Here is a 14348-nt window from a genome sequence, read left to right on the forward strand (position 1 = left end):
GATACCGGTCGCATGCTGACTTCCAAGAACGTGCTGCTGTGCATCTTCTCCTATAATATGGGGAGCACTCTCGAGCGCTGCATCCTGTCGACCTTCAAGATGTGTCCCGGCTTCGACGTCGCACTGATCGACGACCAGAGCGAGGACGACGTCACCAAGGCGGTGATCGAGAAATACCGCCCGCGCATGAAACTCTGCGTGACCTCGACGGAGGACAAGCAGGGCCGCCGCCACGGCAATCTCTACGGCAATATCCAGCGCATGTGCCGCTATGCGGAGGAGGAGGGATATGACTTCATATTCCTTATCCAGGACGACATGCAGTTCGTTCGCCCGTTCGACGACGCCATCCTGAAGCAATATGGCGAGCTTTTCGCATCCGACGACAAGGTTCTCCAGGTCGATCCGCGCTTCCTGCGGAAGGGCTACGCCTACGACATTCTCGAAGATGTGAAGGCCTACCGCTTCCCGGACGGCGACAATCGTCGCTCTTATGCTGATGTCGGCATCCTGCGCCTGTCGACGCTGAAGAAACTCGGCTGGACGTTCCGCGAGAGCGAAGCGGAGAACAAGAAGGTTCTCGCCGATCTCGGCTACGTCCGGCTCTTCCCGTTCTCGCCGATCGTGATGCACGTTCCGTTCCCGAGGACCTATCGCGCCGGCAAGCTGAAGACGTCGCTGCTTCCGATGCGGCGCGGGGAGTATGAATTCCACGAGATGACGCCGCGCGAACGGGAGCGGATGGACCGGCGCAAGCTGCAGGAGATCCCGTATTTCCGGCGCTTCCTGCGACCCAAGAACATGCTGCTGGCGAGGCTTGTCTATGCTCTGGTCACCGATGCGTCGGCGCTTCGCTAAGAGCGACGCGTCAGCCCCCGACAAGGCCTCCTCCGGCGCATTCGTCCGGAAGTGAGATCTGTTCTATCTGGACGTTGTGCATGCGAAAGATCGAGAAGAAGTATCTGCGCGTCGTCGGCGCCCTGCGCCGGCTCCTCGGGCTGCAATATCGTTCGCCGCTCGGCGAGCAAGACGTATTCGAGCTGGTCCGCGACAGGCGCGTTGCACTCGTCGGAAACTCGCGGGCGCTCTCCGGCACGGTGTTCGGCACGGAGATCGACGCTCACGATCTCGTCGTCCGGTTCAACAGCGCTCCGATCCCGTCCGCTGTTTCCCACGGGGCGAGAACGGACATTATCGCCACCAGCATCGAGCTCGAGAAGTCGATCATGGCCGAACGCGGCGCGAGCCATCTCTTCTGGATGTCGCCGCCGCGCAATGCCCTTCAGCACTGGATCGTGCGATGGCCATCATTCTTCCTCTACCCGCGGGCGAGCCATAAGGCCCTGTGCTCCAGGGTCGGCAACCGGCCGACCACCGGGCTGATGGTCATCGAGCTCCTCAGCCGCTCTCCCTGCACGGCGGTCGACCTCTACGGCTTCGACTTCTACCAGAGCGGCTCGCTTTCCGGCGGGCAGACGAAGGCGACGTCCCCGCATGACTACGATACCGAAGAGGATTTCGTCCTGCGTCTGATGGTCTCGGACAACCGCTTCGCGCTGCATCGAGCCGATTCCGACGGTTGAGGCGCTCAGGCTCGTCGTGCCAGGCGGGCGATATCGTCGAAGAGGGCCGCGGTCCGTGTCCGGCACATGGCGATGCCGTCTTCGATTGCCCGCATCTCCTCTGCGGAATAGGCGAGGATGTCGGGGCGGGCGAGCAGGTCCGGCAGGTCGTCGATCCCGATTAGACGTTTGTCGCCGAGGCCGAGATCGTGCATCAGCGCCCCGATCTTCCAGGAATTCGATTCGATCGCCAGGAATGGCGTCCGGGTGAAGAGGCAGAAGCAGACCGCGTGGAAACGGCCCGTCACATGCAGGTAGCCGTGCTGGAGGGCGTCGATGAAGCCGGCTTCGTCCCTGTTGAACAGCACATTGCCGTGCTTCCAGCCGAATGCGGCGGCGTGGAGGCGGATATAGGCCTCGCGCAGGAGCCTGAGCGGCGTCGCCACATGCGGCTTGCTCGCCTTGATCGTCTTCAGGATCGGGAGCAGGCGGGCGTCGACGCGTGAATCGGCGAGCGCCAGCAGCCGGCGCGAGACCTCGCGCGAAACGGAATCACCGACCAGCAGCAGGTCGCGTGTGACGCCCGGCGCGGCCTCCTCGAAACCGCCGGAAAGGGAGAGGTCCGGGACGAAGCCGACGTCACGGCCTGCATGACGGCCGGCCTCTTCCGCGCTCCAGGAGTCGCGCGTCGAAATGATCGCCATCTTTTCCAGATAGCGGGACCATTCCTTCGGATTTTCCTGGTAGATCGCGTTGATTAGCGCGACCGGCTTGTCGCCGCGGGCGGGGTGATCGACCACACGGAGAAGCCGGGCTCCGGCTTTGGCGCCGTGATGGAGCGTTCCTTCGCCGTTGATGACAATGACGTCGCTCTTCGCCATGGCGTCGAGGAAGGACCGGTCGTTCTCCCAGTCGTTGCGCACGCCGCTGCGGGTGAGCACGCGAATGCCGCGGCTTGCGAGGTTTTCCTCGATGAGGCGCATGACCCGGAAACAGCCGAAATGGCTGTCGCCTCGGGTGTCGTTCAGGATGACCGCATTCGCCACAATTCACGTTCCTTCGGCGCTGCACCTTGCCAAGCCGGCACAGGCGTCTTTATCTGTCCGCCCGACGGAGGATCAAGCCTTTTCGGCGGGAAGGTCCGGCAGGGACGGCGTTCCGGCCGAGAACGGGCGAGATGCGGCCGAGGGGCGTGCAGCGAGAATTGGAGTGCGGGTGTCTGGATCGCGGTCGAAACCTCCGCTGTGGCGGAAGGCAGTCAAGCTTCTCGTGCGCCTCGTCCGCGGCGCTTCCTTCGCCCATGCCTACGCCTGGACGCCCGGCCTTTCCCTCGCCAAACCGGAGGGTAGCGAAGACATCGGAGAGATCGTCTACCGCGGGCGCGCGGTCGGGGGCTTGCTCCATCCCGATGTCCTGACGAAACGTGCCGGCGCGGAGATCTTCGTCATCGGCTCCGGCCCGTCGGTGATGCAGACGCGGGTCGCGGACACGGATCCCTCGACGGCGATCCTCCTCAACGGGGCGATGAACCTGATCGGCAAGGAGATCGGAACGCCGCTCGCCGTCGCCGTCGAGGACGAGCGTTTCGTCTGGCGGCATTTCGACCTGATGCGCGCGAAGATCGATGCCGATACGCTCTGCCTCTTCTCGGTCGGCGTCATCCGCGCGATCTGCGAGATCGACCGCTCCTGGCTCGCGGACAAGCGCATCATCCTGATCGACGACATCCGCAAGCCGTGCGGGGCGAGGCGCCGCAGCACCGCCGAGCTTGCCGGCATCGCCTGCGCCACCTTGTCGGACGACGGCATCGCCGGCTTTTCGGACGATCCGTCCGTCGGCGTCTTTCAGGGCGGTTCGGTGGCGATCAGCGCGATCCAGTTCGCCGCCTGGTGCCGGCCGCGGACGATCGGGCTCTTCGGCATCGACATCTCGAATGCGGACCGGCCGCGCTTTTACGAGAAGGCCGGGGACACGGCGAAGTCCGGCATCGCCGGCGCCGAGGCGCGCATCGTCGGGCACGTCCTGCTTGCGCACGCGATCTGCCACCGGCGAGGCATCGAACTCGTCAACTATTCGCCCGTTTCGGCACTGCGCGGGACCGCGGTCGGTTACGATCCGCGGTTTGCGGTGACGACCGGCTGACGGCGCTCTTCGCCTTCACCGCGCGAGCGATGCGTAGATCTCTCCGAGCCGGCGGGCTTCGCCTTCGATGCTGAAATTTTCGGTGACGTGGGCGAGCGCCCGGGCGCCCGCGGCGGATAGGCGTGCCGGATCGTCCATGAAGGTGCCGGCGGCGGCCGTCATTGCTGCGAGGTCGTCTGCCGGGATGACGACGCCCGTCTCCCGTTCTCCGGTGACGATCAGTTCGGGAAAAGCGCCGACATCGGTCGCAACCACAGGCACGGCGGTCGCCATGGCCTCCAGCGGCGTCAGGCCGAAGCCCTCCCAACGCTGCGGCGCGACGAAGAGGTCGAGCGCCCGGTACCAGTCGTTGATGTTGGTGTGCTCGCCGACGAAGAGAATGCGGTTCGAAAGGCCGGCTTTCGCCACCCGCTCCTTGAGTTCCGTCTCGAAGGCGGCATGCGAGGCGGTCGCCCGGCCCGCGACGATGGCGATCCAGTCCGGCCGGCCGGGAAGCAGGGCGATCATCGTGTCGACGAAGAGGTCGGTGCCTTTCTGCCGGCGCACGCGGCCGAAGCAGCCGGTGATCTTCCTTTCGGGATCGAGGCCGACCGCCTGCTTGGCCGCAGTCTTGTCGGCCGGCGGAAAGAAACGTGCCGTGTCGATGCCGTGCATGACGACGCTATTTTCGACCTTGAGATAGGCGGCGGTGCGGGCGCTCGTCGCGACGACGGCGTCGACGCGGTCGACCAGCGCCTTGGTCCAGCGCGTGTGTCTGCGCTGCGAGGCTGAGGTGAAGAGAACCTTGATCGGCATGCGCAGGAGATCACGCAGCACGAGGCCGGCGAGCATCTCGTTGTTGCGGCGCGCGTGCCAGACGCGCGTGTGCCCGCTTCGCGGTCTCTTCCAGAGCCGCAGCAGGTCGGCATAGCCGATCCGCGGAAGCGAGGAGGGAAGGCCGGGCCCGAGGGTTGCAACCTTCTGCCCGAGCCGGTTCTGGACGGGAACGAGCTGGATGATCGTCGAGGTGACGCCGGAAAGCCTCTGCTTGAAATTCGGCGCGATGACCTCGACGTCGGCGATATCCGTCACGCGGGCAATCCTTGTTCCGGCGGCAGGGGTCTCAGCCCCACTGCACCGCCAGGATCTCGTAGGCCTTGGAGCCGCCGGGGGCGACGACTTCGATCGAGTCGCCGACTTCCTTGCCGATCATGGCCCGCGCGATCGGCGAGGAGATCGAGATGCGGCCGGCCTTCACGTCGGCTTCCTGGTCGCCGACGATCTGATAGACCTTCTCTTCGTCCGTGTCTTCGTCGACGAGCTTCACCGTCGCGCCGAACTTGATCTTGGAACCCGACATCTTCGAAAGGTCGATGACTTCCGCGCGTGCAATCAGGTCCTCGAGTTCCGTGATACGGCCCTCGTTGTGGCTCTGGGCTTCCTTGGCGGCGTGGTACTCGGCATTTTCGGAAAGGTCGCCATGGGCGCGCGCTTCCGCGATCGCCTCGATGATCCGCGGGCGCTCTTCCTGTTGCCGCCAGCGCAGTTCTTCCTGCAGCTTGGCGAAACCGTTCTGCGTCATCGGTACCTTTTCTACCATTTCGACTTCCTTCGCATGTGGTGCCTGCATGGCGCAGACATAAAAGAAAACAGGTTCCGGAGCGGTACTCCGGAACCATGTCTCAAATCACTTCGGTGGAAGTTATAGCAGCACGGCCGGAATTTCCAGAGTTTTTGTCGAGACCTCCTGCGGCGTTCCGGCCTACCAGGGTTCGATCCGGTAACGGGCGGGAAGGTTTTCCGGCCGATAGGAACCGTTCGCCAGGGGCGCGGCCATGCGGTCGACGACCGATTGGTGGACGAGGGCATCCGCGGGGATGAAACGCGGGTCGGAAAGCGGCAGATAGACGCCGCCGGCGGTGCCGCTTCGCCGCCACGAACTGTCCGGGACCCGTCGCGGCACGAGTTCCAGAAGGCGCCAGCCGAGATTCATGCTGTCGTGATCCGCGCCCGTGGCGTCCGGCGCGACATAGGGCTTCTGCGGGTTCTGTCCGAGCACGATCTCGTTTACCGTGCGCGTGATCACCTCGAGCCCCTTGCCGGTCGCTTCCCGGATCATCCAGGCGAGCGGGATCTTGATGAGTGCGCTTTCCCTTTCCGGATGACCGCCGCCGACGTCTCCGTGGCAGCCGGCGAACCAGACCTCCTTGACGTCCTGGGGCGGCGGCTCCTCCTTCGGCCGGAACGGGCTTCCCCAGTATGGCTGATCGATCTCCCAGTATTGCGGTCGGAACATCGTCCGCCGCTCGTCGATCGCCAGCGCGTGGCGAACGATCTCGACGCTCGGATTGCGCCGGGTGAACGGATGCGTCTTCAGCCGCACACCCGAGGGGCCGTGTTCGATCACCGAGCCCACCGTATCAAAGAGCCCGAGCATCCTGATCTTCGGACGGAAGGTCTTCAGCGCCCGCTCGTGCAGCCGCATGACGGAAAACGCCGAAGGCGTCTCCTCGCCGGGACCGGCATCGCTCTCCCGCGGCGCTACGAAATCCGGGATCGCCTTGTAGGCGCTGTAGGCATAGTCGACGAGGTTGAGGTTGTGCCGGCTGACGAGGCCGAGGGCATGGATGAAGCCGGCTAGCACTCTCGCGGTGTAGGCGCCGCGGCTGAAGCCGAAGAGAAAGAGGCGGTCTTCTTCGCCGTCCTTCCTGCTGCCCCGGCCGCGTGAAGCCGCCTCATAGTTCTCGACGATGAAGCGGTAGGCGTCCTTGACGTTCTGGTCGAGGCCCCAGCCGGTGCCCATACCCCATATCTCCACTGCATCACGATAGGGCTTCAGCCAGGCGTTCACCGCGCCGAAGGTGCCGACGCCCGGATCGTAGTAGACGATCTGGTCGGTGTTTCGTTTGAGCGCCCCGAAGAGGCGCAGGATGTTGGTCCTGTCCTCGGCAATCTCGTTCGACGTGCCGTCGAACAGGAGGACGATGTTCTTCGCCATGGCGCATGCTCTCCTCATGCGTGTCCGAGGAAAAGCCTAGCGCATTGCGCTAGTTGGTTCAAACCGTCCACCGCCGCAATCGGACAGGTGCGCACCGGCCGTCGCACGGGAGGATTGATTGACGCTAAGTCTGCCCCGGCGGATAATGACGGGTGCGGGGCCATCTCCTGTGCGAGCCAGACGCTGCGCCGGGTCCTGGGGGAGGGGTGCCATGAAATCGACGGCGGCACTGACACTTGCGGCCATGATCGCGTTTGCGGCCAACTCTCTTCTGGCGCGGCTTGCGCTGGGCGCAGGCTCGATCGACGCCGCAAGCTATACGGCGCTGCGCATCGTCTCCGGTGCCGCCTTCCTCTTCTTCGTCATTTCCCGCCGTCCAGGGCAGGTGCGGATGCAGGAAATACCCGGCAACTGGCTCGCCGCCACGGCGCTTTTTGCCTATGCGATGGCCTTCTCGCTCTCCTATCTGATGCTTGGGGCCGCGACCGGCGCACTCATCCTCTTTTCCTCCGTTCAGGCGACCATGGTCGGTTACAGTCTTGCTCGCGGAGACAGCCTCAGCCTGCGCGAGCTTGCCGGCTTTACGATTGCGTTCCTCGCCTTCGTCTATCTGATCCTGCCCGGCGTTGGTCGGCCCGATCTCACCGGATCTCTGCTGATGGTGATTTCCGGAATATCCTGGGGTGTTTACACGCTCAGAGGGCGTGGCTCGACCACTCCGTTGCGTGATACTGCCGGCAACTTCCTGCGCGCCTCCGCCTTCTGCCTGCCGCTCGCGCTCTATGCCATTTGGGGTGGCAAGGCATCGGAGAGCGGCGTTCTGCTCGCACTCGCCTCCGGCGTCGTGGCCTCCGGCCTCGGCTATTCGATCTGGTATCGGGCGCTGACGGGGCTCACGACCTTCCAGGCGGCGCTCGTGCAGCTCTCCGTCCCCGTCATTGCCGCATTCGGCGCGATCCTATTCCTTAGCGAGACTCTGACCGTGCGCTTCGCAATCGTCAGCCCCATCGTCCTCGGCGGCATAGCTTTCGCAATCGTCGCAAAACAGAGGCGGCGCGTATGAGGTGTCGAAAGGCCGAAGAGCAGGCATGCGCTGCGATCAGCGTCGGAGCGTTGGCGGCCCGACCTTCTCAATGCGCGGAGTTGCTCTCGATTGCCGGGGCGGCGCTGTAGACGCGGCGGGCGACGAGGGCGAGCAGCACGAGCGTCACCGCGGCGAGCGCGCAGGAGACGGCGAAGCCGAGGGAGAAGCTGCCGCGGGCGAGATCGAGCCACGGGGCCGCGGTCTCGCCGAGGCTTCGGGCGGCGTCGACCGCGCCGGCAAGCGTCGAGCGGCTCGATTCGGCCATCGGCGGCGGCAGGCCGTCGAGGTTGGCACCGTCCATTTCGAATCGGTAGACGACGCTGCCGAGGCTTCCGAGCAGGGCCACACCCAGCGCGCCGCCGAATTCCGCGCCCGTTTCCGAGATTGCCGAGGCCGCACCGGTTCGTTCGGGCGGAGCCGAGCCGACGATCAGCCCGGTCGTCGTCAGGATCACCGGCACGAAGCCGATGGCGATCAGGCCGCTTGCGCAGAGCACACCGAAGAGGCTCTGTTCATAGGCGGCGATGCCCATTGCCGCGGCACCGAACGCATTGACCACGAGCCCGAGCAGCACCGTTCTCACCGAGCCGAGCCGGTTGGTAATCCGGTAGGCCTGCAGCGACATGACCGTGAAGACGAGGCCCGGCAGACCCGACCAGAGCGCAGCCTCAAGCGGCGAGAGGCCGAGGACGAGCTGCAGGTACTGGTTCTGGAACAGGAATATCCCGAAGACGAAGAAAACGCCGGCGAGATTGACGAGCAGCGAGGCCGTGAACGCCGGTATCCGGAAGAGGGCGAGATCGATCAGCGGATCGGCGAGCCGCTGCTGCCGCCGGACGAACAGCGCTCCGACGGCAAGGCCGACCGCAACCGGCAAGAGATGGGCGACCGTCATGCCTTCGGTTGCGACCTTCTTGAAGCCGTAGATGACCGGCAGCACGGTTGCGAGCGACAGGGCCACGCTCGGCAGGTCGATCCGGCCGGCGCTGCCGCTGCGATATTCCGGCAGCAGGAAGGGCGCCGCGGCGACGAGCACCAGCATCACCGGCACGTTGATCAGGAAAACCGAGCCCCAGTGGAAATACTGCAGCAGGACGCCGCCGATCAGCGGCCCGATCAGCCCGCCGAGCGCGAAGGCGGTACCCCAGACGCCGATCGCGCGGTTGCGTTCGCCTTCGTCGGCAAAGAGGTTGACGACGAGGGAAAGTGTCGACGGCGCGATGGTGGCGCCTGCGACGCCGAGGCAGGCGCGCGCGACGATCAGCATCGGGGCGCTGGTCGAAAAGGCAGCGAAGATCGACGCCGCACCGAAGGCGGAGGCGCCGAGCAGGAGCACCTTGCGCCGGCCGATCCGGTCGCCGAGCGTGCCCATGGTCACGAGGAAGCCCGCCACCATGAAGCCGTAGATGTCGTTGATCCACAGCAGTTCGGCCGCCGTGGGATCGAGATCGGTGACGATTGCCGGCATGGCGAGGAAGAGCACCGAAAGGTCCATGGAATAGATCAGACAGGCGATCGACAGGATCGCCAGCCCAACCCATTCGCGGCGGCCGGCCTTACCGGCCGGCGTGTCAAGCGGCGTGTGCATGGAACGCTCCTTCTGGAAGAACCGCAACCATGCGGCAAGTCGCGCTAATAGACAAATATCAAATTTTGATGGGGCGACACCGGGTGCCGCTCGCGGACCGTCGAGAGGAGCACATGCGGCAACGCGGCGGTGACCGTCAGCGACCAGCCGCGCGTGCCTTGCGTTGCACGTAGGCGTCGAGCTTGGCGAGTGTCTGGTTGCCGCCCTCGACGGCGCCGAACTCCAGGGTCGCATCGCGGGCTTCCTTCGTCGCGAAGACGAGGATCAGCGAGACACGGGTCTTTCCGCCCTCATCTTCGAAGGTGATAATGCCGCTGAAGTGGGCCGCTTCCCCGAGTTCGGCGCCGTGCTCGTAGGCAATGCGCGAGGGCGGGGAGATTTCCGTGTACCGGATCCAGTTCGGCCATACCTTTCCGTCAGGGCCGTACATCGTGTAGTGCCAGAGCCCGCCGACGGCGAACTCCATCGCATGCGTCTCGTTGGTGAAGCCGTTCGGTCCCCACCAGGCATCCAGATGCCGGGCATCGGAAAAGGCTTCGAAGACCAGTTCGCGCGGCGCGCTGACGGTGCGTTCCACACGCAGGATTTTTGCAGGATCGAGGACATCGGACATCTCAGTGTACTCCCTTGCGTTGGCGGAGGAGGGCTTCCAGCCGGTCGAAATTCTGCTCGTTGGCGGCGTGGAGAAACCGTTCCAGTTCCAGGTTCTCCTCCGTCCGGTCGAACAGCATCCGCCAGGTCAGCCGGGCGCCGCCGTCGTCTTCGTCGGTGAAGGTCATTTCCAGCGAAAAGGCATGCACCGGCTCGTGATGGAAGGCGCGGATGCTCCTTCCATGGGATACATCCTCGAAGGTCCAGCGATTTTGGAAGTCGGTGCCGTTCGAGGCGGTCATGGTGACGAGCCAGATGCCGCCCGGCCGGAGGTCGAATGCGGTAATGCGGTTGGTGAAGCCGTGCGGTCCCCACCAGCGCGCCAGCTTTTCCGGATCGGCGAACGCGTCGAAGAGTGTGGGGCGATCGACCGGAAACAGGCGTTCGTTGAGGATTTCGATCTTGTCGCTCATTTGCCTTCCTCTTTTGCGCGGTCCTTCTGCAGGGTGGCGAGATAGGTATCCAGCCGGCCGAGCCTGTCCTCCCAGAGCTTCCGGTAGTCCGTCAGCCAGTCGTCGACGCCCTTCAGCGGTTCGGGCTCCAGCCGGCAGGGGCGCCACTGCGCGGAGCGTCCGCGCGAGATCAGCTTTGCCCGCTCGAGCACCTTCAGGTGCTTCGAGACGGCGGGCAGGCTCATGTCGAAGGGGGAAGCCAGTTCATTCACCGTCGCCTCGCCCTCCGCGAGCCGGGCGAGAATGGCGCGGCGCGTCGGGTCGGCGAGGGCGAAGAGCGTTTCGGAAAGCGGATCGGTCTGCATGATTAACCATTCAGTTAAATAACTTATCGGTTAAATATAGGACAAAAAGAAGCCGGTCAAGGGGTGTCTTGACCGGCCTTCGCGTTTTGGTTCCTTCTCAGAAGTAGCTCTGCAGCGGGCGGACTTCGAGCTGACCGTTCTTCAGCGCCCGGATCGCCTCCGCCGCGGCCAGTGCACCAGCCATGGTGGTGTAGTAGGGCACCTTCTGCATCAGCGCGGCACGGCGCAGCGACTTGGAGTCCGAGATCGCCTTGTTGCCGTCGGTCGTGTTGATGACGAGCTGGACCTGGCGGTTGCGGATCGCATCCTCGATATGCGGGCGGCCTTCGAGCACCTTGTTGATCTTGATGGCGTCGATGCCTTTCTCGGCGAGGAAGCGCTGGGTGCCGCCGGTCGCCATGACCTTGAAGCCGATGTCGGCGAGCAGGCGCACCGCCGGCAGGACCCGTTCCTTGTCCTCGTCGCGGACCGAAACGAAGACCGTTCCGTCGCGCGGCAGTTCGACGCCGGCGCCGAGCTGGCTCTTGGCGAAGGCGAGGGCGAAATCGGTGTCGAGGCCGATGACTTCGCCGGTCGAGCGCATTTCCGGGCCGAGCAGGGTGTCGACGCCGGGGAAGCGGGCGAACGGGAAGACGGCTTCCTTGACCGCGATGTGCTTCAGGTTGCGCGGATCGGGCTTGGCGCCGTAGGCGGCGATCGCCTGGTCGAGCTTCTCGCCGGTCATGATCCGGGCGGCGATCTTGGCGATCGGCGCACCGATGGTCTTGGCGACGAAGGGCACGGTGCGCGAGGCACGCGGGTTGACTTCGAGAACGTAGATCGTGCCGTCCTTGATCGCGTACTGCACGTTCATCAGGCCGCCGACATTGAGCGCTTTCGCCATCGCCTTGGTCTGGCGTTCCAACTCGTCCAGCAGTTCAGGGCTGAAGGAGCGCGAGGGCAGCGAGCAGGCCGAGTCGCCGGAGTGGATGCCGGCTTCCTCGATGTGCTCCATGATGCCGGAGACGAAGACGTTCTCGCCGTCGCAGAGCGCGTCGACGTCGACCTCGACCGCATTGGTGAGGTAGCTGTCGAACAGCAGCGGGTTCTTGCCGAGCAGCGTGTTGATCTGGCCGGTCTTGTCGTTCGGGTAGCGCTGCTTGATGTCTTCCGGAACGAGGCCCGGAACCGTGTCGAGCAGGTAGGACTGCAGCATGCTCTCGTTGTGGATGATCTGCATGGCGCGGCCGCCGAGCACGTAGGACGGGCGAACGACCAGCGGGAAGCCGATCTCGGAGGCGACCAACCGGGCCTGCTCGACCGAATAGGCGATGCCGTTGTTCGGCTGCGTCAGGTCGAGCTTCATCAGGAGCTTCTGGAAGCGGTCGCGGTCCTCGGCGAGGTCGATCGCATCCGGCGCGGTGCCGAGGATCGGGATGCCGTTCTTCTCGAGCGCCTCGGCGAGCTTCAGCGGGGTCTGGCCGCCGAACTGCACGATGACGCCGACGAGCGTGCCGTTTTCCTGCTCGGCGCGCATGATCTCGATCACGTCCTCGGCCGTCAGCGGCTCGAAATAGAGGCGATCGGAGGTGTCGTAGTCGGTCGAGACGGTTTCCGGATTGCAGTTGACCATGATCGCTTCATAGCCGGCGTCCTTCAGCGCGAAGGCGGCATGGCAGCAGCAGTAGTCGAACTCGATGCCCTGGCCGATGCGGTTCGGGCCGCCGCCGAGGATGACGACCTTCTTGCGGTCGGAGACCAGCGCTTCGGAACGGGCATTGCCGACGAAGGGCGTCTCGTAGGTCGAATACATGTAGGCGGTCGGCGAGGCGAATTCGGCCGCGCAGGTGTCGATGCGCTTGAAGACCGGGCGGACACCGAGCGAATTGCGCAGCATCGCCACGTCCTTCGGCTTGCCGCCGGTCAGCGAGGCGAGGCGGGCGTCGGAGAAGCCCATGGCCTTCAGCATGCGCAGGTTCTCGGCGTCTTCCGGCAGGCCGTGTTCGCGGATGCGGGCTTCCATGTCGACGATCGCCTTGAACTGGGCGATGAACCACGGATCGATCTTGCAGCCTTCGTGCACTTCCTCCGGCGACATGCCGAGGCGCAACGCCTGGGCGACCATGCGCAGCCGGTCAGGCGTCGGCGTGCCGATCGCGGCGCGGATGGCGTTCTTGTCGTCGCCCTGACCGAGGCCGGGGATCTCGATCTCGTCGAGGCCGGTCAGCCCGGTTTCAAGGCCGCGCAGCGCCTTCTGCAGCGACTCTGCGAAGGTGCGGCCGATCGCCATGACTTCGCCGACCGACTTCATTGCGGTGGTCAGCGTCGGCTCGGCGCCGGGGAATTTCTCGAAGGCGAAACGCGGGATCTTGGTGACGACGTAGTCGATCGACGGCTCGAAGGAGGCCGGCGTTGCGCCGCCGGTGATGTCGTTTTCGAGCTCGTCCAGCGTATAGCCGACGGCGAGCTTGGCCGCGACCTTGGCGATCGGGAAGCCGGTGGCCTTGGAGGCGAGCGCCGACGAGCGCGAAACGCGCGGGTTCATTTCGATGACGACGAGGCGGCCGTCCTTCGGGTTGACGGCGAACTGCACGTTCGAGCCGCCGGTCTCCACCCCGATTTCGCGCAGCACCGCGATCGAGGCGTTGCGCATCATCTGGTATTCCTTGTCGGTCAGGGTCAGCGCCGGCGCCACCGTGATCGAATCGCCCGTGTGCACGCCCATCGGGTCGATGTTCTCGATCGAGCAGATGATGATGCAGTTGTCCGCCTTGTCGCGGACGACCTCCATTTCATACTCCTTCCAGCCGAGCACCGATTCTTCGATCAGCACTTCGGTGGTCGGCGAGGCGTCGAGGCCGGAGCCGACGATCTCGAAGAATTCCGAGCGGTTGTAGGCTATGCCGCCGCCAGTGCCGCCCATGGTAAAGGAGGGGCGGATGATCGCCGGCAGGCCGACGTCGTCGAGCGCCTGGGCGGCGATCGCCATGGCGTGGTTCATGTAACGCTGCTTGCGGTCGCTCTCGCCGAGGTTCCACTGGTTTTCCAGTTCATCGAGGGCCTTGTCGAGCTCGGCGCCGGAGAGCTTTGCCTTCAGTTCTGCGCGCGCGGCCTCGTGGGTCTTGCGGTCGGCATCCTTGATCTCGGTGGCGTTCGCCAGCATCGACTTCGGCGTCTCGAGGCCGATCTTGGCCATGGCCTCGCGGAACAGCGCGCGGTCCTCGGCCTTGTCGATGGCGGCGGGCTTCGCGCCGATCATCTCGACGTTGTAGCGGTCGAGCACGCCCATGCGCTTCAGCGAAAGCGCGGTGTTGAGCGCCGTCTGGCCGCCCATGGTCGGCAAGAGCGCGTCCGGGCGTTCCTTGGCGATGATCTTGGCGACGACTTCCGGCGTGATCGGCTCGACATAGGTCGCGTCGGCGAGGCCCGGGTCAGTCATGATCGTCGCCGGATTGGAGTTGACCAAGATGACCCGGTATCCTTCCTCCTTCAGCGCCTTGACGGCCTGGGTGCCCGAATAGTCGAATTCGCATGCCTGACCGATGACGATCGGCCCCGCGCCAATGATGAGGATGGACTTGATATCTTGGCGCTTCGGCATCGGCGTC

13 protein-coding genes are annotated in these 14348 nt (G+C 64.8%); 4 read left to right on the forward strand and 9 right to left on the reverse strand.

Annotated features, from left to right (window positions below):
- Positions 1-12: 12 nt before the first annotated feature.
- Complete coding sequence (locus EUU22_RS12900) at positions 13-858, forward strand: glycosyltransferase family A protein (RefSeq protein ID WP_129332386.1); 846 nt, start codon at positions 13-15, stop codon at positions 856-858.
- A gap of 80 nt (positions 859-938) precedes the next feature.
- Positions 939-1583: a glycosyltransferase family 29 protein gene (locus tag EUU22_RS12905; protein WP_129332387.1), complete on the forward strand. Its 645-nt coding sequence runs from the start codon at positions 939-941 to the stop codon at positions 1581-1583.
- 5 nt (positions 1584-1588) lie between these two features.
- Here EUU22_RS12905 and EUU22_RS12910 read toward each other — a convergent pair whose 3' ends face one another.
- Positions 1589-2608, reverse strand: a complete 1020-nt coding sequence (locus EUU22_RS12910; RefSeq protein WP_129332388.1) for a polysaccharide pyruvyl transferase family protein — start codon at positions 2606-2608, stop codon at positions 1589-1591.
- A 169-nt stretch (positions 2609-2777) separates the two neighbouring features.
- Here EUU22_RS12910 and EUU22_RS12915 point away from each other — a divergent pair, with 169 nt between their 5' ends.
- A complete protein-coding gene (locus EUU22_RS12915) occupies positions 2778-3704 on the forward strand; it encodes a WaaZ-like lipopolysaccharide core biosynthesis protein (RefSeq protein ID WP_245485021.1) in 927 nt (308 codons plus the stop codon).
- Between the two features lie 15 nt (positions 3705-3719).
- Here the strand turns inward: EUU22_RS12915 and EUU22_RS12920 are convergent, their stop codons facing one another.
- The 3 genes from EUU22_RS12920 to EUU22_RS12930 form a co-directional block, all read right to left on the reverse strand.
- Positions 3720-4775: a glycosyltransferase family 4 protein gene (locus EUU22_RS12920; protein ID WP_129332389.1), complete on the reverse strand. Its 1056-nt coding sequence runs from the start codon at positions 4773-4775 to the stop codon at positions 3720-3722.
- 31 nt (positions 4776-4806) lie between these two features.
- The gene (gene greA / locus EUU22_RS12925; protein WP_129332390.1) at positions 4807-5283 is read right to left on the reverse strand and encodes a transcription elongation factor GreA; all 477 of its coding nucleotides are present in this window, start codon (positions 5281-5283) and stop codon (positions 4807-4809) included.
- 162 nt (positions 5284-5445) lie between these two features.
- Positions 5446-6681 carry a T6SS phospholipase effector Tle1-like catalytic domain-containing protein gene (locus tag EUU22_RS12930; protein WP_129332391.1) on the reverse strand — a complete coding sequence of 412 codons (1236 nt, stop codon included), beginning with the start codon at positions 6679-6681 and terminating at the stop codon, positions 5446-5448.
- A 211-nt stretch (positions 6682-6892) separates the two neighbouring features.
- Between EUU22_RS12930 and EUU22_RS12935 the strand changes: the two genes are divergently transcribed.
- Complete coding sequence (locus EUU22_RS12935) at positions 6893-7744, forward strand: DMT family transporter (RefSeq protein WP_129332392.1); 852 nt, start codon at positions 6893-6895, stop codon at positions 7742-7744.
- A gap of 67 nt (positions 7745-7811) precedes the next feature.
- Here EUU22_RS12935 and EUU22_RS12940 read toward each other — a convergent pair whose 3' ends face one another.
- The 5 genes from EUU22_RS12940 to carB form a co-directional block, all read right to left on the reverse strand.
- A complete protein-coding gene (locus tag EUU22_RS12940) occupies positions 7812-9353 on the reverse strand; it encodes an MFS transporter (protein ID WP_129332393.1) in 1542 nt (513 codons plus the stop codon).
- Positions 9354-9489: 136 nt separating this feature from the next.
- Positions 9490-9966, reverse strand: a complete 477-nt coding sequence (locus EUU22_RS12945) for an SRPBCC family protein (RefSeq protein WP_129332394.1) — start codon at positions 9964-9966, stop codon at positions 9490-9492.
- Between the two features lies 1 nt (position 9967).
- On the reverse strand, positions 9968-10417 hold the full coding sequence (locus tag EUU22_RS12950) for an SRPBCC domain-containing protein (RefSeq protein WP_129332395.1): 450 nt from the start codon (positions 10415-10417) through the stop codon (positions 9968-9970).
- Entirely contained in the window at positions 10414-10761 is a 348-nt protein-coding gene (locus EUU22_RS12955; RefSeq protein ID WP_129332396.1) for an ArsR/SmtB family transcription factor, read from the reverse strand. The genes EUU22_RS12950 and EUU22_RS12955 overlap by 4 nt, the downstream gene beginning before the upstream one ends.
- Positions 10762-10858: 97 nt before the next feature.
- Positions 10859-14341: a carbamoyl-phosphate synthase large subunit gene (gene carB, locus EUU22_RS12960; RefSeq protein WP_129332397.1), complete on the reverse strand. Its 3483-nt coding sequence runs from the start codon at positions 14339-14341 to the stop codon at positions 10859-10861.
- Positions 14342-14348 lie beyond the last annotated feature (7 nt).

Source organism: Ciceribacter ferrooxidans (genome assembly GCF_004137355.1).
Lineage (GTDB): Bacteria > Pseudomonadota > Alphaproteobacteria > Rhizobiales > Rhizobiaceae > Allorhizobium > Allorhizobium ferrooxidans.